Annotated in this window: 21 protein-coding genes; 19 read left to right on the top strand and 2 right to left on the bottom strand. The window is 64.4% G+C overall.

What is annotated here, in order from left to right:
- Positions 1-360 precede the first annotated feature (360 nt).
- From AAIH46_RS15665 to AAIH46_RS15630, 8 genes are all read left to right on the top strand, one after another.
- Positions 361-2694: a bifunctional salicylyl-CoA 5-hydroxylase/oxidoreductase gene (locus tag AAIH46_RS15665; RefSeq protein WP_430306898.1), complete on the top strand. Its 2334-nt coding sequence runs from the start codon at positions 361-363 to the stop codon at positions 2692-2694.
- Between the two features lie 10 nt (positions 2695-2704).
- Positions 2705-3490: an SDR family NAD(P)-dependent oxidoreductase gene (locus AAIH46_RS15660; RefSeq protein WP_430306897.1), complete on the top strand. Its 786-nt coding sequence runs from the start codon at positions 2705-2707 to the stop codon at positions 3488-3490.
- A 33-nt stretch (positions 3491-3523) separates the two neighbouring features.
- A complete protein-coding gene (locus AAIH46_RS15655) occupies positions 3524-3970 on the top strand; it encodes a cupin domain-containing protein (protein ID WP_430306896.1) in 447 nt (148 codons plus the stop codon).
- A 63-nt stretch (positions 3971-4033) separates the two neighbouring features.
- The gene (locus AAIH46_RS15650) at positions 4034-4876 is read left to right on the top strand and encodes an enoyl-CoA hydratase family protein (RefSeq protein ID WP_430306895.1); all 843 of its coding nucleotides are present in this window, start codon (positions 4034-4036) and stop codon (positions 4874-4876) included.
- Positions 4876-6054, top strand: coding sequence for an acyl-CoA dehydrogenase family protein (locus AAIH46_RS15645; protein WP_430306894.1), 1179 nt, complete (start codon positions 4876-4878; stop codon positions 6052-6054). The genes AAIH46_RS15650 and AAIH46_RS15645 overlap by 1 nt, the downstream gene beginning before the upstream one ends.
- A 7-nt stretch (positions 6055-6061) precedes the next feature.
- Positions 6062-6493, top strand: coding sequence for an acyl-CoA thioesterase (locus tag AAIH46_RS15640; protein ID WP_430306893.1), 432 nt, complete (start codon positions 6062-6064; stop codon positions 6491-6493).
- Positions 6471-6866 carry a RidA family protein gene (locus AAIH46_RS15635; RefSeq protein WP_430306892.1) on the top strand — a complete coding sequence of 132 codons (396 nt, stop codon included), beginning with the start codon at positions 6471-6473 and terminating at the stop codon, positions 6864-6866. Before AAIH46_RS15640 ends, AAIH46_RS15635 begins: the two co-directional genes overlap by 23 nt.
- A 4-nt stretch (positions 6867-6870) precedes the next feature.
- The gene (locus tag AAIH46_RS15630; RefSeq protein WP_430306890.1) at positions 6871-8832 is read left to right on the top strand and encodes a 3-hydroxyacyl-CoA dehydrogenase NAD-binding domain-containing protein; all 1962 of its coding nucleotides are present in this window, start codon (positions 6871-6873) and stop codon (positions 8830-8832) included.
- A gap of 9 nt (positions 8833-8841) precedes the next feature.
- Here the strand turns inward: AAIH46_RS15630 and AAIH46_RS15625 are convergent, their stop codons facing one another.
- On the bottom strand, positions 8842-9609 hold the full coding sequence (locus tag AAIH46_RS15625; RefSeq protein WP_430306888.1) for an IclR family transcriptional regulator: 768 nt from the start codon (positions 9607-9609) through the stop codon (positions 8842-8844).
- A gap of 115 nt (positions 9610-9724) precedes the next feature.
- On the opposite strand from AAIH46_RS15625, the gene AAIH46_RS15620 reads away from it, so the two are divergent.
- The 10 genes from AAIH46_RS15620 to AAIH46_RS15575 all read left to right on the top strand — a co-directional run bounded on the left by AAIH46_RS15620 (position 9725) and on the right by AAIH46_RS15575 (position 22108).
- Complete coding sequence (locus AAIH46_RS15620) at positions 9725-11320, top strand: ABC transporter substrate-binding protein (RefSeq protein WP_430306887.1); 1596 nt, start codon at positions 9725-9727, stop codon at positions 11318-11320.
- Between the two features lie 102 nt (positions 11321-11422).
- Complete coding sequence (locus tag AAIH46_RS15615) at positions 11423-12400, top strand: ABC transporter permease (RefSeq protein WP_430306886.1); 978 nt, start codon at positions 11423-11425, stop codon at positions 12398-12400.
- A 3-nt stretch (positions 12401-12403) separates the two neighbouring features.
- Complete coding sequence (locus AAIH46_RS15610; protein ID WP_430306885.1) at positions 12404-13327, top strand: ABC transporter permease; 924 nt, start codon at positions 12404-12406, stop codon at positions 13325-13327.
- A complete protein-coding gene (locus tag AAIH46_RS15605; protein WP_430306883.1) occupies positions 13324-14319 on the top strand; it encodes an ABC transporter ATP-binding protein in 996 nt (331 codons plus the stop codon). Before AAIH46_RS15610 ends, AAIH46_RS15605 begins: the two co-directional genes overlap by 4 nt.
- A gap of 3 nt (positions 14320-14322) precedes the next feature.
- Positions 14323-15345 (top strand): ABC transporter ATP-binding protein, encoded by a 1023-nt coding sequence (locus AAIH46_RS15600; protein WP_430306882.1) that lies wholly within the window; start codon positions 14323-14325, stop codon positions 15343-15345.
- Between the two features lie 30 nt (positions 15346-15375).
- Positions 15376-16533, top strand: a complete 1158-nt coding sequence (argE, locus tag AAIH46_RS15595; RefSeq protein ID WP_430306881.1) for an acetylornithine deacetylase — start codon at positions 15376-15378, stop codon at positions 16531-16533.
- Positions 16534-16563: 30 nt separating this feature from the next.
- Positions 16564-17958 carry a M20 family metallopeptidase gene (locus AAIH46_RS15590; RefSeq protein ID WP_430306880.1) on the top strand — a complete coding sequence of 465 codons (1395 nt, stop codon included), beginning with the start codon at positions 16564-16566 and terminating at the stop codon, positions 17956-17958.
- A 59-nt stretch (positions 17959-18017) separates the two neighbouring features.
- Positions 18018-19223 carry a pyridoxal phosphate-dependent aminotransferase gene (locus AAIH46_RS15585; RefSeq protein WP_430306879.1) on the top strand — a complete coding sequence of 402 codons (1206 nt, stop codon included), beginning with the start codon at positions 18018-18020 and terminating at the stop codon, positions 19221-19223.
- Between the two features lie 115 nt (positions 19224-19338).
- Complete coding sequence (locus AAIH46_RS15580) at positions 19339-20730, top strand: FAD-binding oxidoreductase (RefSeq protein ID WP_430306878.1); 1392 nt, start codon at positions 19339-19341, stop codon at positions 20728-20730.
- A 112-nt stretch (positions 20731-20842) separates the two neighbouring features.
- Complete coding sequence (locus AAIH46_RS15575; RefSeq protein ID WP_430306877.1) at positions 20843-22108, top strand: glycerate kinase type-2 family protein; 1266 nt, start codon at positions 20843-20845, stop codon at positions 22106-22108.
- An 18-nt stretch (positions 22109-22126) separates the two neighbouring features.
- On the opposite strand, the gene AAIH46_RS15570 is transcribed toward AAIH46_RS15575, so the two are convergent.
- Positions 22127-22711 carry a DedA family protein gene (locus AAIH46_RS15570; RefSeq protein WP_430306876.1) on the bottom strand — a complete coding sequence of 195 codons (585 nt, stop codon included), beginning with the start codon at positions 22709-22711 and terminating at the stop codon, positions 22127-22129.
- 226 nt (positions 22712-22937) lie between these two features.
- Between AAIH46_RS15570 and AAIH46_RS15565 the strand changes: the two genes are divergently transcribed.
- Positions 22938-23564: an HAD-IA family hydrolase gene (locus tag AAIH46_RS15565; protein WP_430306875.1), complete on the top strand. Its 627-nt coding sequence runs from the start codon at positions 22938-22940 to the stop codon at positions 23562-23564.
- Positions 23565-23617: the final 53 nt, after the last annotated feature.

Below are 23617 nucleotides of genomic sequence, written 5' to 3'. Positions count from 1 at the left end.
TGTCAATTCAGTATTGCAGATTTGTGCAAGGCAGGTACTCAACGAAGTACCGCTGCCGACAGAATGATCATTCGGAGGATGTTAAATATGCATATGCATATTATAGGTGCTCGTTACGCGGAAAACTTTGTTGCGGCGCCGTCGCCCGACTCGCTGTCGCTGCTTCACCTCGAAGGATCTCGCCTGCTTCGCTCCGATGCCGCCGCATGATCGACGCGAAAGGGATGGCTAGCATGATGACCGCAACTTTGTCGGTGGCAGTGTTTAAAGCCTCATTTGCCAACAATCCGCTTGACGACCATCGAAAACGGTATCTATTTTAAACTTAAAATAATCGTGTAGCGCGAGGAGGAATTGGATATGCGGATCGTCTGTATCGGTGGTGGCCCGGCCGGTCTCTACTTCGCGCTGCTGATGAAGAAGCTCCATCCCGAGCACGACATCCGCGTCATCGAGCGCAACCGGCCTTACGACACCTTCGGCTGGGGCGTCGTCTTCTCCGACGCCACAATGGTCTCGATGAAGGCCTGGGACGCGGAAAGCGCTGCCGAAATCGAGGACGCCTTCAATCACTGGGACGACATCGAGCTGCTGTTCAAGGGCACTCGCCAGCGCACCTCCGGCCATGGTTTCGTCGGCATCGGCCGCAAGAAGCTGCTCAACATCTTGCAGCGCCGCTGCGAGGCGCTCGGCGTCGAACTGGTCTTCGAAACCGATGCGGCAGGCGACCAGGACTATCCGGATGCGGATCTTGTCATCGCCTCGGACGGCGTCAATTCCCGTATCCGCCAGCAATATGCCGAGATTTTCCAGCCGGACATGCTGATCCGCCCCAACCGCTACATCTGGCTCGGTACCAACAAGCTTTTCGACGCCTTCACCTTCGATTTCCGCCGCACCGAGCACGGCTGGTTCCAGGCGCATATCTATAAGTTCGACGAGAACACCTCGACCTTCATCATCGAGACGACCGAAGAGGCCTATCAGGCGCATAAGCTCGGCGAGATGGACCAGCAGGGGTCGATCGACTTCTGCCAGGATCTGTTCTCCGAGGTGCTTGAAGGCGCACCGCTGATGACCAATGCGCGGCATACGCGCGGCTCCTCCTGGCTCAATTTCCAGCGGCTGATCTGCGACAAGTGGAGCCATTTCAACGGCAACAGCCACGTTGTGCTGATGGGCGATGCTGCCCATACCGCGCATTTCGCCATCGGCTCCGGCACCAAGCTTGCCATCGACGATGCGATCGAGCTTGCCAACCAGTTCAACAAGGCAGGTCACGGCAAGGATGGCATCCCGGCCGTTCTGCAAACCTACGAAGAGATCCGTCGCGTCGACGTGGCGCGCATCCAGAATGCCGCCCGCAACGCCATGGAGTGGTTCGAAGTGGTCGGCCAGCGCTATGCCGATACGCTGCCGCCGGAACAGTTCATGTATTCGATGCTGACCCGCTCGCAGCGCATCAGCCACGAGAACCTGCGCCTGCGCGACAAGACCTGGTTGGAAGGCTACGAGCGCTGGTTCGCTTCATATAACGGCATCGACGTTTCCGGCAACGGCCGCACGCTGCCGCCGATGTTCACGCCCTACACGGTGCGCGGTGTAACGCTGCCGAACCGCATCGTGATGTCGCCGATGGCGATGTATTCGGCCAAGGACGGGCTGCTCGACGACTTCCATCTCGTGCATCTGGGAAGCCGTGCGCTCGGCGGTGCAGGGCTGGTCTTCGCGGAAATGACCTGCACCTCGCCGGACGCCCGCATCACTCCCGGCTGCCTCGGACTGTGGAACGAAGAGCAGGCGGCAGGCTGGAAACGCTTCGTCACCTTCGTTCACGCCAACAGCAGCGCCAAGGTCGGCATCCAGCTCGGCCATGCCGGCCGCAAGGGTTCGACGAAGGTCGCCTGGGAAGGCATGGACCAGCCGGTCGCCGAGGGTGGCTGGCCGCTGATCTCGGCGTCTGCCCTGCCCTACCTGAAGACCAGCCAGGTGCCGAAGGCGATGGACCGCGCCGACATGGACCGCGTCAAGGCGGACCACGTGCGCTCGGCGATCTTTGCCGCCGAGGCCGGCGCCGACTGGCTGGAGCTGCACTGCGCCCACGGCTACCTGCTGTCGAGCTTCCTGTCGCCGCTCACCAACATCCGCACCGACGAATATGGCGGCAGCCACGAAAACCGCGCCCGCTATCCGCTGGAGATCTTCAAGGCGATCCGCGAAGTCTGGCCTGCTGAGAAGCCGATCTCCGTGCGCCTCTCCTGCAACGACTGGTTCGAAGGCGGAAACACGCCTGAAGACGCGATGATCTATGCACGGATGTTCAAGGAAGCCGGCGCCGACGTCATCGACTGCTCGTCGGGCCAGGTCTGGAAGGAAGAAAAGCCGATCTATGGCCGCCTCTTTCAGACGCCGTTCTCCGACAAGATCCGCAACGAGGTGGGCATTGCGACGATCGCCGTCGGCGCCATCTCCGAGGCCGACCACGCCAATTCGATCATCGCCGCCGGCCGTGCCGACCTTTGCGCCGTGGCGCGTCCGCATCTTGCCGATCCGGCGTGGGTGCTGCACGAGGCGGCCAGGATCGGCCTGACGAACGTGCCGTGGCCGAAGCAGTACTATTCCGGCAAGTCGCAGTACGAGACCAATCTTGCCCGCGCGGCAGCAGCCGTTCCTGCACCCGCCGCGGCAAAGTGAGGGGGTACCGATGACCTTGACCACCAGCAGGCTTGCCAACCGCCACGCGCTGGTGACCGGCGCAGGCTCAGGCATCGGCGCGGCGATCGCGACGGCGCTGGTCGAGGCCGGTGCACGGGTGACGCTCGCCGGCCGGCGGGCGGAACCCTTGGAACAGCTCGCCGCAGCGCTCGGTGCAGACAAGGCATTTGTCGCCGCCGGCTTCGACGTGACCGATCCCGAGGCGATCGGTGCAGGTCTGGTAGCGGCCCGCAGCGCCTTTGGTGCCATCGACATTCTCGTCAACAATGCCGGCGAAGGTCCGAGTGCTGCTTTCGAGAAGACATCGCTCGACATGTGGAACCGTGTCCTGTCAGTCGATCTCACTGGCGTCTTCCTGGTCACCCAGGCCGTGCTGCCGGACCTGAAGGCATTCGGCACCGGCGCCCGCATCATCAATGTCGCCTCAACGGCAGGTCTCACCGGCTACGCCTATGTGTCTGCCTATGTGGCTGCCAAGCATGGTGTCGTCGGCCTGACCCGGTCGCTGGCGCTCGAGCTTGCGAAGACCGGCATCACCGTCAACGCCGTCTGCCCCGGCTTTACCGACACGCCACTGATTGCCCGCTCGGTCGATGTGATCGTCGAGAAGACCGGCCGGTCGCGCGACGAGGCGCTGAAGGAGTTCACCAAGCACAATCCGCAGGGACGACTTGTGGCTCCGCAGGAAGTCGCGGACGCTGTGCTGTGGCTGGCATCGCCGGGATCAGCGTCGATCAACGGGCAAGCCATCGCCGTTGCCGGCGGGGAAATTTGAGCCAAGGATCAACAGAGCGAGCGGGAGAGACCGATGGAACTGGAAAAGGGCATTACCGCAAACGGCAGTGGACTGAATAATGTCACCTGGAACATCCTGGGCCAGGTCTATTACCCGAAGGCCGTCTGCGACGACACCTTCGCCTTCGAGACCAATAGCGAGCCGGGCCAGTACGTGCCGGTGCACATCCATCCGAACCAGGACGAGTTTATTCTGGTGCAGGAAGGCGAACTCGACCTGAAGCTGGACGGCGAGTGGCAGAAGGCGAAGGCAGGCGATCTGGTTCGCATGCCGCGCGGTGTTCCGCACGGCTATTTCAACAAGTCGGACAAACCCTGCCGGGCACTGTTCTGGGTGGCGCCGGCCGGCAGGCTTGAGCAGCTTTTCATCGGGCTGGACCGCATGACCGATGTCGAGGCAATCGTGAAGCTTTCGGCCGAACACGACGTGGAATTCCTACCGCCTTCGGCCAACGACTGAAGATGAGCAGATAACGACCGGCCGCCCACGCGGTGGCCGGCAGACCATGGGAGAGGACCGGGCATGAGTGACGTGATGAAAGAGATGAAGCGGAGCTTCCGCGATTTCCAGCCGAAGCACTTCCTCTGGGAGGTCAGCGAAAACGGCCGCGTCGCGACGATCCGGCTGAACCGTCCGGAACGCAAGAATCCGCTGACCTTCGACAGCTATGCCGAGCTGCGCGACCTGTTCCGCGATCTTGCCTATGCCTCCGATATCCGCGCCGTGGTGCTGACCGGCGCCGGCGGCAATTTCTCCTCCGGCGGCGATGTGTTCGAGATCATCGAGCCTTTGACCCGCATGGCGATGCCCGACCTTTTGGCCTTCACCCGCATGACCGGCGATTTGGTCAAGGCGATGAAGAAATGCCCGCAGCCGATCATCGCCGCCGTCGACGGCATCTGCGCCGGTGCCGGCGCGATCCTCGCGATGGCGTCCGACATGCGGCTAGCGACGCCTGAGGCCAAGACTGCCTTCCTGTTCACCCGGGTCGGCCTTGCCGGTGCCGACATGGGCGCCTGCGGGATCCTGCCGCGCATCATCGGTCAGGGCCGCGCCGCCGAACTTCTCTTCACAGGCCGGTCGATGTCTGCCGACGAAGGCTCGGCCTGGGGTTTCTACAACGCGGTCCACTCTGCCGAAGCCATCGAGGCCGAGGCAGAAAAGCTCGCCCATTCGCTGGCCGACGGCCCGTGGTTTGCCCACACGATGACCAAGACCATGCTGAACCAGGAGTGGGCGATGGGTCTCGACGAGATGATCGAATCGGAAGCCCAGGCGCAGGCCGTCTGCATGGCGACGCAGGATTTCCGTCGCGCATTCGAAGCCTTCGCCGAAAAGCGCAAGCCGGTCTTCGAGGGCAACTGATGAACGCGCCCACCACCACGCTGAAGGGACCCGGCCGCGATTTCCTCGACTGGCCATTCTTCGACCCTAGCCACGCGGTACTCGCCGAGAAGCTCGACGGTTTTGCCGCCTCGGGTGCGCTTGCCGGCATAGATCATGCGGATACCGACAACGCCTGCCGGGCGCTGGTGAAATCGCTCGGCCAGGCCGGACTGCTGGATGCGGCGACCGGGTCGGGCGGCACGAAGCCGATCGACAGCCGCGCCGCCTGCCTGACCCGCGAGACGCTTGCCTGGCATGACGGGCTCGCCGACTTCGCCTTCGCCATGCAGGGGCTCGGTACTGGCGCGATCGGGCTCTCCGGTTCGGACGAGCTTCGCCGCAGCGTTCTGCCCAAGGCCCAATCGGGCGACTGGATCGCAGCCTTTGCGCTGTCGGAAAAGGATGCCGGTTCAGATGTCGCGGCCATGGCCTGCGCCGCGCGCCGTGACGGCGACCACTTTGTCCTCGATGGCGAGAAGACCTGGATCTCCAACGGCGGTATCGCCGACGTCTACACCGTCTTTGCCCGCACCGGCGAGGCACCCGGCACGCGCGGTATTTCCGCCTTCGTTGTGTTTGCCGACGATCCCGGGTTCTCGATCGCCGAGCGCATCGACGTGATCGCGCCGCATCCGCTGGCGACCATCCGCTTCGACAACTGCCGCATTCCGGCGTCGCGGCTGCTCGGCTCTCCGGGCGAAGGCTTCAAGATCGCCATGCGCACGCTCGACATTTTTCGCGCTTCGGTGGCTGCAGCAGCGCTGGGCTTTGCCAAGCGGGCGCTCGACGAGGCAGTTGCGCACGCCAAGACGCGAAACATGTTCGGCAACCATCTCTCCGACCTGCAGCTCACCCAGGCCGCTTTCGGCGACATGGCAGCCCAGATCGATGCCGCAGCCCTGCTGACCTACCGCGCCGCCTGGCGGCGCGACGTGCAGGGCCTGCCGACCACCAAGGAGGCTGCCATGGCCAAGATGGTAGCGACCGAGAATGCGCAGGCCGTCATCGATCGCGCGGTGCAGATTTTTGGCGGACGCGGTGTGAAGGTCGGCGAGACGACCGAGAGCCTCTACCGCGAGATCCGCGCACTGCGCATCTACGAGGGGGCGACCGAGGTGCAGAAGCTGATCATCGCCCGCGAACTGTTGAAGGCGTGAGGCGAACATGGCTTACCAGACGACACGACGCCTGAATTTCGGAGACTGCGATCCTTCGGGCATCGCCTATTTCCCCTCCTACCTGAACATCCTGGTCGGCGTGTACGAGGAGTTCTTCGAGACCCTCGGCTTCCCTTGGCCGCAGCTCGTCACTGAGCGCAAGCTTGGCCTGCCGACGGTGACGCTGGATCTCGCCTTCAAGAGCCCCGGTTTCCACGGCGACCAGATGCAGTTCACGCTGAAGGTCATGCGCATCGGCAACAGCTCCGCCGATCTCGCACACGAAGTTCGGGCGGGCGACCGGCTGCTCTGGACGGCCAAACAACGGCTGGTACTGACCAGCCATGAAACCCACAAGGCCCAGGCGTGGCCTGACGACATGCGCGCGGCGCTCACACAGCATTTGGAGAATGATGATGCAAACGATCCTGCAGCCTGAAGGCTGGGCAAAACCGATCGGCTACGCAAACGGCGTCGCTGCCAGCGGCCGCCAGATCTTCGTCGGCGGCCAGATCGGCTGGAACGGCCAGTGCCAGTTCGAGACTGATGACTTCGTCGGCCAGGTGCGCCAGACGCTGGCAAACATCGTCGCCGTGCTGGCCGAAGCCGGTGCCGGCCCGCAGCACATCACCACGATGACCTGGTACTTCACCGACAAGGCCGAATATCTCGGCAATCTGAAAGGGATCGGCCAGGCCTACCGAGAGGTCATCGGCAAGCATTTCCCGGCGATGGCGGCGGTACAGGTGGTGGCGCTGATCGAGGACCGGGCAAAAATCGAAATCCAGGCCACGGCCGTCATTCCGGAATGAACGCATGAGCGAGCCAAGGGCATTCTCCGCAACCGTTTCAGCCATCGTCCAGGACGGCACTCTGGTCGTCACGATCGACAATCCGCCTGTCAACGCGACGTCAGCGGACGTCCGCAGCGGGCTGCAACAGGCGCTGGCGCATGCCGAGCAAAATGCCGATGTAACGGCTGTCGTGCTGACCAGCGCCGGCCGCACCTTCATCGGTGGCGCCGACATCAAGGAATTCGGCAAGCCCGCCGTAGAGCCGACCCTGCCCGCCGTCATCGAGATGATAGAAGCCCTGTCGAAGCCTGTGGTTGCCGCCCTGAATGGCGCGGCCCTTGGTGGCGGGCTGGAAGTGGCGCTTGCCTGCCATCATCGCATCGCCTCCCCCACGGCGCAGGTCGGCCTGCCCGAGGTGAAGCTCGGCATCGTGCCAGGCGCAGGCGGTACGCAGCGCCTGCCACGGCTGATCGGCATTCCGGCGGCACTCGACCTGATCGCTTCGGGCCGCCTGGTGAAAGCCGGCGAGGCACTGGCGCTTGGCGTGATCGATGCGGTGGCCGAGGGTGATCTCGTCGACGCGGCGATCGCCGCCGCCTCCGGCCTCGTGGGCAGGCCGTTGCGGCGGACGGGCCCTCTCACCGTTGCGGCTGCGGATCCTGCCGAAATCGAGAAGACGGCGGCCAAGATCCTCGCCAAGGCGCGCGGACAAAAGGCGCCGGCGGAAGCGGTGCGCCTTGTCACTTCTGCCTCGCGGCCGCTGCAGGACGGACTGGCGGATGAGCGCTCGACCTTTCTCGCATTGCGCGACAGCGACGAGGCCAAGGCGCTGCGGCATGTGTTTTTCGCCGAGCGCGAGGCTTCCAAGGTCGACGGCCTGGACGGCGTGAAGCCTCGGCCGGTCACGACGATCGGCATTTGCGGGCTCGGCCTGATGGGCAGCGGCATTGCCGTTGCAGCACTCGGGGCCGGCTATTCCGTCATCGGCCTCGACCAGACGGAAGATGCCGCCGACAAGGGTCGCGAACGGATCCTCGGGCTGCTGCAGCGTAATCTTGCCACAGGCCGGCTCGACCAGGCCGGATTCGACGCCCAGGCCTCGCGGCTCTCGGTTACCGCTTCGGATGCCGACCTCGAACCGTGCGATCTGGTGATCGAGGCAGTGTTCGACGATCTTGCCGTGAAGACCAATCTCTTCCGCCGGCTCGACGCCGTCATCCGTCCGGACGCGATCCTCGCCACCAATACCAGCTACCTGAACCCGGACGAGATCGCCGCCGCCACCGCCCACCCGGAACGGGTTCTCGGCCTGCATTTCTTCTCGCCGGCGCATGTAATGCGCCTGCTCGAGGTGGTGCGGTGCGCGGCAACCGCGCCTGACGTGCTGGCGACCGGTCTTGCCGTTGCGAAGGCGCTGCGCAAGCTGGCGGTCGTCACCGGCGTCACCGAAGGCTTCATCGGCAACCGCATCTTTTCCGCCTACCGCCGGGAGGCCGAATTCCTGCTGGAGGACGGTGCCCTGCCGCACGAGATCGACGCCGCGCTGGAAGACTACGGCTTCCCGATGGGTCTGTTTGCCGTCTACGACATGGCGGGTCTCGAAATCGCCTGGGCGCGTCGCAAGCGCCAGGCAGCCACGCGCGATCCGTCCGAGCGCTACGTCGAGATCGCCGACAGGCTCTGCGAGGCCGGTCGGCTCGGCCAGAAATCCGGCCGGGGCTGGTACGCCTATCCCGACGGCAAACGCACCGTAGACCCGCAAGTGACAGCGATCATAGAAGCCTGCCGGGCCGAGAAGGGCATTGCGCCGCGCAGCTTTTCGGTTGCCGAAATTGAGCAAAGGCTGCTCAAGGCGATGGCCGACGAAGGAAGCGCCCTTCTGGCCGAAGGCATTGCCGCGCGGCCCGGCGACATCGACCTGGTGATGATCAACGGCTACGGCTTCCCGGCCCACAAGGGCGGTCCGATGTTCGCGAAGGGCTGATGGTCGGCATCAGAACGTCGGATTGCTCAGCAGCGCGCAATCGCTGCTGAGGCTTGCTGCTGCCTGCGTCGTCGCGGCGATGTACTCCGCCTCGCGCTTGTCGATTTCCTGCAAGGCGACAACGAGGCAAATGACGCCTATGCAACGCCCCTCGCGGTTGCGCACCGGTGCGGTGACGCAGGCGACATACGGGTCGACTATCGCACGGGTTATCCAGTACCCCTGGCGCCGCGCCTCGCCGATCTCCTGATGCAGCAGTTCCGGCGACAGCACCATGCCGGTCGGGGTGGTAAAGTCAGCAGCAGGGATCGACCGCTCCAGTTCGGCAATGCTGTAACCTTCGAGCAGGAAGCGCGCCGCAGCGGTTGCCGGCAGGGGGAAGCGTGACCCCTCGACCGCCGATCGATATCCGTGGCCACGTCCCGATCGCGAGATCAGGATCAACTGCGTCCAGTCCTGCAACACGTCGAGTTCGCTCACCTCTCCCGTTGCGAGTGCCAGTTCCGTCACCACCTCTCTTGCCCGGCGCGCCAAGGGTGCACTGCGTTCGTAGACCTGGCCAAGCAAGCCGCAAAGCCTGCCCGGTACGATCAGCCCTTCCGGCTCCATCTGGTCTAGGAACCCGCGCGCCATCAGCGCGTCGATGATGCTGTAGACTGTCGAGCGCGGGGCGCCGAGTTTCGCGGCTATCGCATTGCGCGTTACCGGCTGCTGCTGGGCTGCAATCAGGTCGAGCACGTCCAGCAACCGGTCAGTCCCCCGCGCCCTCATATGCATTTGCAACTATCTCCGTTGACAATCAAAAAACTTTGAACCTAAACTATTCTTATAAGGATCATGTGTCCACTGTAGCGGACATGGAAGAATCCAGAACACAATAAGGGAACAGATCATGCAGCCATCAGCGAAGAATACGCATTCCCGCGTCCGCCGACTTGGCGCCATCCTGGTGGTGTCGACACTTCTGCCCGCATCCGGTGCCTGGGCCGCCGACCTGAAGCTCGCCTACAGTTCGGCCGCGACTTCCATGGATCCCCACTTTCACAATGCCAGCCAGAACATCGCCGTGGCGCGCAACATGTTCGAGACGCTGACTCAGATGGATGCAGACAGCCGCATCATCCCAGGCCTTGCGGAAGGCTGGACCAAGGTCGACGACCTGACCTGGGAGTTCAAGCTGCGGGCCGCGAAGTTCCAGGACGGCAGCGACCTGACCGCGGAAGACGTTGCCTGGTCGCTTCAGCGGCCGAACAAGATCGAGAACAGCCCCTCCAGCTTCGCCATCTATACGCGCGCCATCGCCAAGACCGAAATCGTTGACGCCCGCACGATCCGCCTGGTTACGGCGACCCCCTATCCGCTGCTGCCGGCCGACCTCACCTCGATCTTCATCGTCAGCAAGAAGGCGAGCGAGGGCATCACCAGCGACAAGTTCGCCACCCCCGAGCACATGGTCGGCACGGGTCCCTACAAGTTCGAAAGCTACACGCCCGACGACCGCGTCGTGATGGACCGCTTCGACGATTACTGGGGCGGCAAGCCCGCCTGGAACAATGTCACCATCCGCTTCATGCCGAACGACGGGAGCCGCATGACGGCGCTTCTTTCTGGGGACGTCAACGCCATCGAGAACGTGCCGACGCCCGATATCGAGAAGGTCAAGGCCAATCCCGATCTCGTCTACGCGGCCAAGAAGACCCACCGGATGATCTTCCTGTTCCTCGACGGCGGCCGCGACAAATCCCCCGGCGTCACGGCATCCGACGGATCGCCGATTGCCAAGAACCCGCTGACCGACGTTCGCGTCCGCCGCGCGATCAACATGGCGATCGACCGCAAGGCGATCAACGACCGTCTGATGATGGGCCTCGCCTACCCGACGAACAACATGGCGACCGACCAGATGATGGGCTTCGATCCCGCCCTGGAGACGGTGCCGTTCGACCAGGCTGGCGCCAAGAAGCTGCTGTCGGAAGCCGGCTATCCGGATGGTTTTCGGCTCGTTCTCGGCACGCCGAACAACCGCCTCCTGAACGACGAGCGCGTGGCCCAGGCGATCGCCCAGATGCTGACCCGCATCGGCATTCGCACCGATGTTGACGCCGTGCCGTTCTCGGCCATCAACACCAAAGGCAATCGCGGCGATTTCTCCGCCGTCATGATGGGCTGGGGCGTGCAGACGGCGGAAGCCTCTTCCGGCATCCGCATGATGGTCGCCTGCCCTGACAAGGCGCGCGGCTGGGGCGTGGTGAACTGGAGCAATTACTGCAATCCGGCACTCACTGACCAGCTCGTGGCGCTGACCGCCGAGATGGACGATACCAAGCGCAACGACATGCTGAAGGCGGCCGTCCATACGGTCATCGACGACATGGCGATCGTGCCTCTCTACTTCCAGGGCATGACCTGGGCGGCGCGCAAGGGCATCGCCATCATCCCGCGCATGGATGAACGCACCTCGGCCTTCACCTTCGAGCCGGCACCGTAAGCCGCAGAAGCGCGCGGGCCGGACACGATCCGGCTCGCCACCTTCAGATCCGCCATCCGGTGCTCTCATACACTCGGCGGCACCTATCGGAGAACGGCAAGAATGATCGCCTATCTCATACGCCGGCTGGGGCAGTCCGTCCTCGTACTGTTCACCATGGCCGTGCTGGTCTTCCTCGCAGTCTTCGCGCTTGGCAGCCCGGTAGACATGCTGGCAAGCCCCGACGCCGACCAGGCTGAGCGCGCCGCACTCGCCGCCCGGTTCGGCCTCGACCAGCCGCTGCCCGTGCAGTTCACCACCTTCATCGGCAACGCGCTGCAAGGCGATCTCGGCGCCTCCTTCGTCTACGGCAAGTCTGCCTTGGCGGTCATTGGAGAGCGGCTGCCCGCGACAATCGAACTGGCGCTCCTCGCGCTCTGTTTCTCCGTCGCCATCGGCGTGCCCCTCGGCATCCTTGCCGGCCTGAAACCTAAGTCGATTGCCGGGCGGGCGATCATGTCGACCTCGATCTTCGGCTTCTCGCTGCCGAATTTCTGGATCGGACTGATGCTGATCCTGCTGTTTTCCGTCTACCTCGGATGGCTCCCCGCCGGCGGCCGAGGCCCGACGACGACGGTGCTCGGCATGCAGCTGTCGATTTTCTCCGTGGAAGGCTGGCGGCACCTCATCCTGCCCGCCTTGACGCTGGCACTCTACAAGTCGTCGCTGGTCGTCAGGCTCTGCGAGGCCGGCACCCGGGAGATCGTCACCCAGGACTACATCCGCTTTGCCCGCGCCAAGGGCCTCAGCAGCTTCCGCATCATCCGGCTGCACCTGTTGAAGAACATGATGATCCCGGTCGTCACCATTCTCGGCATGGAGTTCGGCGCGATGATCGCCTTCACCGTCGTCATCGAGACCGTATTCGCCTATCCCGGCATGGGCAAGCTGCTGATCGAATCGATCAACCGTCTCGATCGTCCTGTCGTCGTTGCCTACCTGATGGTCACCACGGTGATCTTCGTCGTCATCAACTTCATCGTCGACCTGCTCTATGTCGCGCTCGATCCGCGCGTCCGGCTCGGCGGAGCAAGCGAGTAGGCCATGAGCGAGATCATCACCCCCGTCCCCGCGCTGTCGACCCCGCCCGTGAAGAACGAGAGACTGCTGGTCCGCCAGGCGAAGGACCTCGTCGCGAGCCCCGAAGCCGTCGTCGGCCTCGCCGTCCTTCTGGTGCTGGCATTTCTCGCGCTGTTTGCGCCGCTGATCGCGCCGCAGAACCCGTACGATCTGATGCAGCTCGACATCATGGACAACATGCTGCCGCCGGGCACGATGCTCGGCAGCGGTATCACCGCTTGGCTCGGCACCGACGACCAGGGCCGCGACATGCTGTCGGCGATCATGTATGGCATGCGCGTCTCGCTCGGCGTCGGCATCGCCTCGGTGGCAATCGCCAGCGTCATCGGCGCCCTCATCGGCGTGCTGTCTGCCTATATCGGCGGCCGCTTCGATGCGCTCGTCATGCGCATCGTCGACCTGCAGCTGTCGTTCCCGTCGATCCTCATCGCCCTTGTTCTCCTCACCGTCTTCGGGCGCGGCCTCGACAAGGTCATCCTGTCGCTCGTCTTCGTCCAGTGGGCCTACTATGCCCGCACGGTGCGGGGCTCGGCGCTGGTGGAGAAGAACAAGGACTACATCGCCGCAGCACGCTGTCTGGAGATCTCCCAGTGGCGGATCCTCGTGCGGCACATGCTGCCCAACTGCATTCCGCCACTCATCGTCGTGTCCACGGTTCAGGTGGCGCACGCGATCACACTGGAATCGACACTCTCTTTCCTCGGCGTCGGCGTCCCGGTCACCCAGCCATCGCTCGGCATGCTGATCGCCACCGGCTACGACTTCCTGCTGTCGGGAAACTACTGGGTCTCCACCTATCCAGGCGTCGCGCTGGTGCTGATCGTCGTTGCCATCAACCTGGTCGGCGACCGGCTGCGCGCCATCCTCAATCCGAGGTTCGTCCAATGATGGCGCTGCAGAAAACTGCGACACGGCCGGCGCTCTCGGTCGAAAATCTCAGCGTCACCTTCGGAACCCGCAAGGGCCGGGTGACCGCCGTCGACGATGTGAGCTTCCACGTCGATCCCGGCGAGGTGCTCGGCGTGGTCGGCGAATCCGGATCGGGCAAGTCGGTGACGGGCCTTGCCGTGATGGGCCTGATCGACGCTCCGGGGACGGTGTCTGCCGGACGCGTGATGCTGGAGGGCGAGCCTATCTCCGGCCTCACCGACGGCGCCATGCGGGGCCTGCGCGGCAAGCGCATGGCGATGATCTTTCAGGATCCGATCTCGACGCTGAACCCTGTGCTGCGCATCGACACCCAGATCATCGAGGCGATCACCGCGCATGAGCGGGTCTCGGCGTCTGCTGCCCGCGCCCGCGCCGTCGAGGCGCTCCGCGCCGTCGGCATCCCTTCGCCGGAATCGCGGCTGGAAGCCTATCCGCACCAGTTCTCCGGCGGCATGCGCCAGCGCGTCGCCATCGCCATCGCGCTCCTGCATCGGCCGGCCGTGCTGATTGCCGACGAACCGACGACGGCGCTCGACGTGACGATCCAGGCGCAGATCCTTGGCGAAGTCCAGAAGCTTGCCGCCGAGAGCGGCACGGCGCTCGTGTGGATCACCCATGATCTCTCGGTGGTGGCCGGCCTCGCAGATCGCATCGCCGTCATGTATGCCGGGCGCATCGTCGAGAGCGGAACCGTCGCCGAGGTGCTGACCACGCCGCGCCACCACTACACGGCCGGCCTGATCGCCTCCGTTCCAAGCCGCAACCGGCGCGGCCAACCTCTGGCGCAGATCCCCGGCTCGGCGCCAAGCCTTGCCAACATGCCGCCGGGATGCACCTTCCACCCGCGCTGCGCTGCCCGCACGGAGATCTGTTCCACCACCCGACCGCCGCTCATCGACGGTCCCTCCGGCCGCTTCGCCCGATGCCACCATCCGCGACAGGAGGCCTGAGCCATGCAACCGATCCTCAAACTCGATGCCGTGTCGCGCCAGTTCCGCAGCGCGCCGGACTTTGCCCAGCGCATTGCGGACCTGCTGACGCGCAAGAATTCCGAGCAGATTGTGCGCGCCGTCGACGACATCGATCTCGACGTCATGCCCGGCGAAATCGTCGGCATCGTCGGCGAATCCGGCTGCGGCAAGTCGACTCTCGCGCGCATCGTCTCCGGCATCCTGCCGCCGTCGAACGGACGCGTCCTTCTTGAAGGGCGGGACATGGCAACCATGAAGGAGGCCGACCGTCGCAAGGCGAGCCTTTCCGTGCAGATGGTGTTCCAGGATGCCACCGCCTCGCTCAATCCGCGCAAGCGGGTCGTCGAGACGATTGGCGAGGCTGCCGTGGTGCACGGGATCGTCAGCTCGGGAGAGGCAGTCGCCTATGTCAGCGACCTGATGGCGCGTGTCGGGCTCGATCCTGCCAGCCGCAACCTCTATCCGCATCAGTTTTCCGGTGGCCAGCGTGCGCGCATCGGCATCGCCCGGGCTCTCGCCGTCAAGCCGCGTATTCTCGTCTGCGACGAATCCACTGCAGCACTCGACGTCTCGATCCAGGCGCAGATCCTCAACCTGTTCGTCCAGCTGAAGCGCGATCTGGATCTGACCTACATCTTCGTCAGTCATGATCTCGGCATGATCGAGAATTTCTGCGATCGCATCGCCGTCATGTATCTCGGCCGCATCGTCGAGATGGCGGAGACGGAGGCACTGTTTGCCAGCCCGCAGCATCCCTATACGCGGGCGCTGCTGAAGGAGATCCCGACGCTCGAGCCGAAGAAGCGCGCCTTCACGGCCATCAAGGGCGAGATGCCCTCGCCGCTCAATCCGCCGAGCGGTTGCCACTTCCATCCGCGCTGCGTGATGGCGCAGGCTATCTGTTCGAGCGACAGTCCCGCCCTGCGCGAGATCGCGCCATTGCGCCTGGCAGCCTGTCATTTTGCCGGCGACGTCGAAACCCGGGTCCTGTCCGATGTCATCTGAACGCAGACCGAAGCATTCGAGGGGTCAAGCATGCCGATAAATACCGACGTCACCCGGCATCTCGCCGATCTCGTCGCCTTCCCGACGGTGAGCGCGGTATCCAACCTCGCCATCCTCGATCATCTGGAAAAGGTCGTCGCCCCCTTCGGCGCTCGGGTCAGGCGGTTTGCCAATGCCGAAGGCGACAAGGCAAACCTGTTCGTCTCCGTCGGCCCCGAGACCCCGGGCGGGATCGTCTTCAGCGGTCACACGGATGTCGTGCCGACAGCCGGGCAGGCATGGGGCGGCGATCCTTGGACGCTTCGCCAGACGGGTTCGCGCGTCGTCGGACGTGGCGCCACCGACATGAAGGGCTTTCTTGCCTGCTGCCTGACCGCCCTGCCCACTATCGCCGCGCGTCCGCTGAAGCGGCCGGTGCATCTGGCGTTTTCCTACGATGAAGAGGTCGGCTGCACCGGCGTCGGCGACATGGCCGAATGGGTCGGAACGAGCGGACTTCAACCGCGCATGGCGATCATCGGCGAGGCGACCAGCATGGAACTTGTCTCGGCCCACAAGGGTGGGTTGATCGGCTGGGCAAGGGTCCGCGGCAAGCCGGGCCACTCGTCGCAACCGGATCGCTACGTCAACGCCGTCATGGCGGCGGCCGAGCTGATTGCCGAGATCAACCGGATCCGCGTCGACATGCGCAGCGGCCCGCAGTTCGAGGGCCTCGACCCGCCCTATTCGACGATCCAGGTGAACCAGATCAAGGGCGGCCTGCACGGCAACATCGTCGCGGAAACCTGCGACTTCTTCTGGGAGATGCGCGTCATTCCGGGCGAAAACGATCTCGCCGTGCTCGATCGCATCAGGAGCTACGCGGCAAATGTCCTGGAGCCTGCGATGAAGGCCGTCGATCCGGCCTGCGGCATCAGCATCGAGGTGCAGGCGCGCATTCCGGGCCTCAAGCCCGAGACCGACGGGCTGACCCGCGAGGTGCTCGGCCTTCTCGACCGTCAGGCACTCCGCTACGTGTCCTACGGGACCGAAGCCGGCATCTTCCAGCTCGCCGGAACGCCGTCCTTCGTCGTCGGCCCGGGCGATATTGCCGACGCGCATCAGCCGGACGAGGGCATCGAGATTGCCGAGCTGGAACGTTGTGTTGCCTTTCTCGATCGGCTCGGCGAGAGCTGCTGCCATGACTGATCCGCAATTCAGAGGCACGGGGACCAGAGGATGACCGAGACCGCATCGACCCGCGACGACGCCATCGCCAAGGCCGTCGGACAGCTTGAGGACGGATCGTTGGAGGCGGTGATGCGTCGACGCGTTGCCATCCCCTCGGCGAGCCGCCTGCCGGAGCGCAAGACGGACCTTGTCCGCTATCTGACGGAAGAGATGCAGCCGCATTTCGAGCGGATGGGGTTTGCCACGCGTCTGCTGCATGACGACAACGCTCCCGGGCCCTTCCTGCTTGCCGAGCGGATCGAGGACCCGGCCTTCCTCACTATCCTGCAATACGGACATGGCGACGTGGTGGCCGGTCTCGACGGAAAGTGGTCGGAGGGACTTTCGCCCTTCGAGATGACCGAGCGGGACGGAAGCTGGTATGGCCGCGGTACGGCCGACAACAAGGGCCAGCATTCGATCAACATGGCAGCGATCGAGGCGGTGCTTTCCGTGCGCGGTTCGCTCGGCTTCAACCTGAAATACCTGATCGAGATGGGCGAAGAGTCCGGCTCGCCGGGCCTCGACACGGTCTGTGAGGCCAATCGCGAACTGCTCAAGGCCGATGTGCTGATCGCCTCCGACGGGCCGCGGCTGGCTCTCAACCAGCCAACGATCTTTCTCGGCGCGCGCGGCGGCCTCTCCTTCCACATGGAGGTGAACGCGCGCGAGGATTTCCAGCATTCCGGCAACTGGGGCGGGCTGCTGGCCAATCCCGGCATCGAGCTTTGCCACGCGATTACCGCCCTCATCAGCCGGACCGGCCAGATCAAGGTACCGGAGATGACGCCGGGCACCATTCCCGACAACGTCCGCGCCGCGCTTGCAAAATGCCACATCGAACCGGCGCCCGGCGATTCGCCGATCGAAGCGTGGTGGGGCGAGCCGGGCCTCACGGCTGAGGAGAAAGTGTTCGGCTGGTCCTCCTTCGAGGTGATGGAAATGGAATGCGGCAACCTCGCGCAGCCGCTCTATGCCATCCCGCCGCGCGCCCGGGCCCGCATGCAGCTGCGCTTTCCCGTCAATGTCGATTATGCGGCTGTCGTGCCGGCTGTCCGGCGTGTGCTGAAGGAGGCAGGCTTCGACCGCGTGATCGTGAGCGATCCCTCCGACGCGATCTTTCCGGCAAGCCGGCTTGATCCCGATCACCCCTGGGTAAAGCGCGTCGCCGCATCCATCGAGAAGACCACGGGAAGCGCGCCGGCCATCCTGCCCAATCTCGGCGGTTCGCTGCCCAACAACATCTTTTCGGATCAGCTCGGACTGCCGACCGTGTGGATCCCGCATTCCTATCCGGGCTGCCTGCAGCATGCCGCCAACGAGCATCTGCCGGTCGGCATCGTCCGAGAGGGCCTCGCGATCATGGCAGCCCTCTATCACGACCTCGGACAGGCCGACGCCTGACCGCACATTGCCAATAACACGGTGCCCCATCAGGTGCCGCATCACTATGGGAGAGAAACATGTCGTCCATCGACAGCCGCATCGTCGCAAAACACCAGGCACTGACCGCATTCAGTGGCATCCGCGACCAGATCAAGGACCTGCACACCGAAAACATCGCGGCCATGGCGGTGCGGGCAGCCAAGCTCGAGGACGTGATCGCCCTCTGGTACGGCGAAGGAGACATGGTCACCCCCGGCTTCATCCGTGAGGCGGCGAAGAAGTCGCTGGACGACGGCGAAACCTTCTACGTGCCCGACATGCGCGGCACCAGCCGGTTGCAGACGGCGATCAGCGATTACCAATCGCGGCTTCACAGCAGGACGATCGACGTAACCCGCTCGACAGTTGCGCCGGGTGGCATGCAGGCGCTCTACGTGGCGCTGGCACTGATTGCCGAAGTCGGCACGAACGTCGTCTATGTCGCGCCGCAATGGCCCAACATCAACAACGCCATCCACCTGCTGGGTGCCGAGGCGCGCCCCGTCTCGCTCGTTTTCGATGGTGACTGGAAGCTCGATCTCGACCGGCTGTTTGCCGCCTGCGATGCGCGCACCCGGGCGATCTTCCTCTCGACGCCGGCCAATCCGACGGGATGGACGGCGAGCGCCGAAGAAATGGCAGCGCTGTTGGAATTCAGCCGCCAGACCGGCATCTGGATCATTTCCGACGAAGTCTACGGTCGCATGTACTTCCACGGCGACGTGGCCCCATCGATGCTGGCGATCTCCGACGAGGAGGATCGCGTGCTGACCATCAACAGCTTCTCCAAGGCCTGGGCAATGACCGGCTGGCGGGTCGGCTGGCTGACGCATCCGAAGAGCGTCGGCGCCCAGATCGCCGCGATGACCCAGTATATCAACAGCGGCACGGCAGCTGTGATCCAGGCGGGTGCCGTGGCAGCGCTCGAACAGGGCGAGCCGCTGGTCGCCGACATCCGCCAGCGCGTCGAAGCGGGCATGGACATCGTTTACGAGGGCCTGTCGAAGGTCAATTCGATCGTCCTGCCGACCAAGCCGAAGGGAGGCATGTATGCCTTCTTTGGCATGCGCGACGTGCCGGATGCGCGCGAGGCCTGCTCGATGATCCTCGAAAAGGCCCGCGTCGGCCTGGCCCCCGGTCACCTGTTCGGATCCTCGTCAATGGGCTTCATCCGGCTCTGCGTGTTCCGCGACAAGGCGCGGCTCGCGACAGCTGTCGAGCGGATGGTCGAAGCCTTGCGCTGACGCGCCGATGTCCGGCCGCAGCGACCTTGCGGCCGGACCTCATGCATGCTGGACTGCCGTCAGCAGACGCCGGCACCTTTCAAACGCTGGATGAAGAAAGCCTGGGCAGACACCGATGAGCAATGATTTCCTGGAGAGCCTGAAGGCCGAACTTGGCGCCGATGTGTTCGTCGGCGACGACATCCCCGTCCGTTTTCACAACGACTGGTCGGGCATGACGCCTGTCGTGCCGCTGGCTCTGGTGCGACCGCGAACGACGGCGCAGGTCTCGGCGACGCTTCGCCTCTGCAACCAGTTCATGGTGCCGGTCACGCCGCAGGGCGGGCTGACGGGCCTGGCCGGCGGCGGAAGGCCTATCGACGGCGGCGTTGCCTTGTCGCTCGACCGGATGAATGCGATCGAGGAAGTCGACCCGGTGATGGCGACTATGACGGTGCAGGCTGGTGTTCCGCTCGGTGTGGCGCAGCAGGCGGCGGAGCAGGCAGGGCTGTTCCTCGGGCTCGATCTCGGCGCCCGCGATAGCTGCGTCATCGGCGGCAATCTCTCCACAAATGCCGGCGGCAACCGCGTCATCCGCTTCGGCATGGCGCGCGAGCATGTGCTGGGGCTGGAAGTCGTGCTGCCGGACGGCACCGTCGTCACCTCGCTCAACAAGATGCTGAAGAACAATGCCGGGTATGACCTGAAGCAGCTGTTCGTCGGATCGGAGGGCACGCTCGGTGTAATCACCCGTGCCGTCCTGCGGCTACAGGCAAAGCCGGCCGACCTCGCCAGCGCCTTCTGCGGTTGTCCAGACTTTCCCTCGATGCTCGAGCTTTTGAAAAGCTCCCGCCAGCGCATGGGGTCGGCGCTCACCTCCTTCGAGGTCATGTGGCCAAGCTTCTACGACTTCATGACCGGCGGGCTGCCGGACCTGCGCCGGGCGCTTGCCGAGGCGCACGGCATCTATGTGCTGATCGAGACCGGCGGCCGCGATGCCGCGGAGAACCGCGTACTTCTGGAGCAGGTGCTCTCCGATGCGCTGGAAGCAGGCTGGGTTTCTGACGCGGTCCTTCCTAATTCCGAGCGCGAGGCGCGAGATCTCTGGGCGGTGCGCGAAAGCGTTTCGGAGTATGGGAAGCTGATGGGGCCGATGACCGCCTTCGACGTCGGCGTTCCGACGAGCGACGCCGGTGATCTGGTGGCTGAAATCGAAGCGGCCGTCTCGCAACGCTGGCCCGATGCTATCGGGCTCAGCTACGGCCATATCGGCGACAGCAACCTGCACTTCGTCTGCAATATTCCCTCAGCCCGCGCGCAACAGCCGAACAAGGAAATCACCGAGCTCGTCTTTGGCCTGGTGGCCGAAAAAGGCGGCACGATCTCCGCCGAGCACGGCATCGGGCTCCTCAAGAAGCCCTACCTCAAGCTCTCCCGGAGCCCGGAGGAACTGGCGCTGATGGCGACCATCAAGCGGGCGCTCGACCCGAACAATATCCTCAATACCGGCAAGGTGCTGTCGCTCTGATGGCATCCTGCCGCCGATCCCGCAGCGGTGATGACGGCGAAACCGCCTTCGCTACGCCGCAGAAATGGGCCACTGCGCGTCGCGCCGACCGACGCACCTGACGGAGCTGCCGATGTCCCCGATCCCTCCCCGCGATTTCCTCAAGAGCCTGTTCTTCGAGGCCGTCAACGCGGCCGATCCGCTGACCTGCATCATTGCGCATCTGCCCGAGAAGCCGAAGGGCCGGACAGTGGTGATCGGCGCGGGCAAGGGCGCGGCGCAGATGGCACGGGCGCTGGAAAGCGTCTGGGATGGTCCGCTCGAAGGCGTGGTCGTAACGCGTTACGGCTACGGCTGCGAAACGCGCAACATCGAGATCATCGAGGCGGCCCATCCGGTGCCGGATGCGGCCGGTCTGGCTGCCGGCCGACGGCTGATGCAGGCGATCGGCGAACTTGGCGAAGATGATCTGGTGATCGCGCTGATCTGCGGCGGCGGGTCGGCACTTCTCCCCTCGCCGCCACCCGGGCTGACGCTCGAGGACGAGATCGCGCTCAACGAGATGCTGCTGGCCTCCGGCGCGCCGATCTCGGCGATGAATGTCGTGCGCAAGCATCTGTCGACGATCAAGGGCGGCCGGCTCGCGGCGATGACCAGAGCCATGGTGGCGAGCCTCATCGTCTCGGATATCCCCGGCGACAATCCCGCGCATGTCGCGTCCGGTCCGACGGTCGCCGACGGTTCGACGCGGCACGACGCGCTGGACATCGTGCGCCAATACGGCCTGAAACTGCCGCAAGCGGCAACTGATCACCTCAACTCGCCGGCCGCCGACGCGCCGCGCCCCGACGATCCGGTGTTTGCCCGCCACACGCATCACATCATTGCCTCGGCCGGTGTTTCGCTGGAAGCGGCCGCGAGACTGGCGCGTGCGAATGGTATCGAGGCGGCGATCCTGTCGGACTCGATGGAGGGAGAAGCGCGCGACGTGGCCTCAGTTCACGCCGCTATCGCCCGCGAAATCGGAACCCGCGACAGGCCGTTTGCCAAGCCGGTGGTGTTGCTGTCCGGCGGCGAGACGACCGTGACGATAAAAGCCAAGGGCGGCAGAGGCGGGCGCAACGGTGAGTTCGCGCTGGCGGCTGCCATCGCGCTCGACGGCCACGCGGTGCACCTGCTGGCGGCCGACACGGACGGTATCGACGGATCTGAGGACAATGCCGGAGCGTTCGCCGATGGTGCAAGCGTCAGACGTCTGCGTGCTGCGGGCCTGGATCCGCGACGCCTGCTCGACGGCAATGACAGCTATACGGGATTTGCGGCGATCGGCGATCTCTTCGAGACCGGACCGACCGGCACCAACGTCAACGACTTCAGGGCCATCCTGATCACCCGGTGATCTCGACGAGGGCGTGCGTCAGTCTTTCGGCGCTTCGGAAGACGGCGCCCGTCGCAGCCAGTTTCGCAAGTACAGGCCGGCTGCGGCGATCAGGAACAGCCCGGCGGCAAGTGCCATCAGCAGATGCAGGTGTAGCCGCAGCCTGCCGAACAGCGCTTCCACGGCATTGCCGAAAAGGTAGCCGATGGTGGTGATGGCGATCCCCCAGACAATCGCGGCGATGGCATTCAGCACCAGGAAGCGCATTGCCGGGATCTTCGACAGGCCGATCGCCAGCGGACTTGCGGTGCGCATGCCGTAGATGAAGCGGAAGGCCAGGATGAAGCCGGTGGGATGCCGTTCGAGGAGATCGAGGATCCTGGCGGTAATCGGGGCCGATCGCACCCTGCGGACCAGCGAGAATTCCCGGGCATAGCGGCCGGCGAGAAAGAAGAACTGATCGGCAATGAACGAGCCGAGACAGGCAGCCAGCGCCACCTGCCAATAGGACAGCAGCTGACGGTGAGCGAATACGCCTCCGAGGAAAACTGCCGTCTCGCCCTCGACAGCGGCACCGACGAAGACGGCCAGCGCTCCGTATTCCCTGATCAGATGTTCGAGCATGAGCCTCCGGGAGGGTAGAGCGCGCGCGGTTTGCGCTGCCGACACTTGCAGCCATTTGCGCTGCTGCCGCAAGTTCTCAACCTCACGTCCGCTATTCCCTTTCGACAAATAATTTATTCTTCATCGCAAGCACAATGGGAATTGATAATTCCTTCCATCTTTGCCAGTGTGGGCAGCAAGAGGTCCCGGAATTCAACGGGACCCGGGGAGCACGAGAATACGCGCAATGGCGGATCATCACCGACACGACAAGGTTCCAGCGCGTCTGTTCGTCTTCGACGTCGGCGGCGTGTTCATCGGCCTTGCGCCGGAGCGGCGCCGCGCGATCCTGTCATCCGCCGTCAGCCGTCCTTCGTCGACAAATGCCGGTGAAGCTCTCGGCGCACTCGATCGAGCCTTCCGTCTCGGCCTCACCGACGAGAAAACCTATGTCGAGGAGGCATCGGCCCTGCATGGCGTGACACCTGCCGAACTGCGTCGTGCCGAAACCGAGTTTCTCCTGCAGGGCGATCCGGCAATGATCGCACTCGTCAGACGGCTGCGTGGCGAGCATCGGGTGGTCGCCTTCTCCAACACCAACGCCCTGCACTGGCAGCACGTTACCGAACGGCTGCTGGAGCCCGACCTGTTCCACCACGCCCATGTGTCGCACCTGACGGGACTGCAGAAGCCGGACCTCGACAGCTACGAGGCGCTCGCTGAACAGGAAGCCGTCGATCCGCAGCACATCGTCTTCATCGACGATTCGCTGGACAACGTGAACGCCGCCCAGTCGGCGGGCTGGGGGCTCTGCATCCATCACGTGACACCGCAGCAGACGATCGACGCCATCGACGCGGTACTTCACCGATAGAGCCATGAGGAGCGCCGGCGCAAGCATCCGGCGACACATCGACAGACGACAGG

The sequence above is a fragment of the Rhizobium sp. 0TCS1.26 genome (assembly GCF_050455525.1).
Taxonomy (GTDB): Bacteria; Pseudomonadota; Alphaproteobacteria; order Rhizobiales; family Rhizobiaceae; genus Neorhizobium.
The sequence above is the reverse complement of the archived record's forward strand: the minus strand, read 5'-3'. Positions and strand labels throughout refer to the sequence as shown.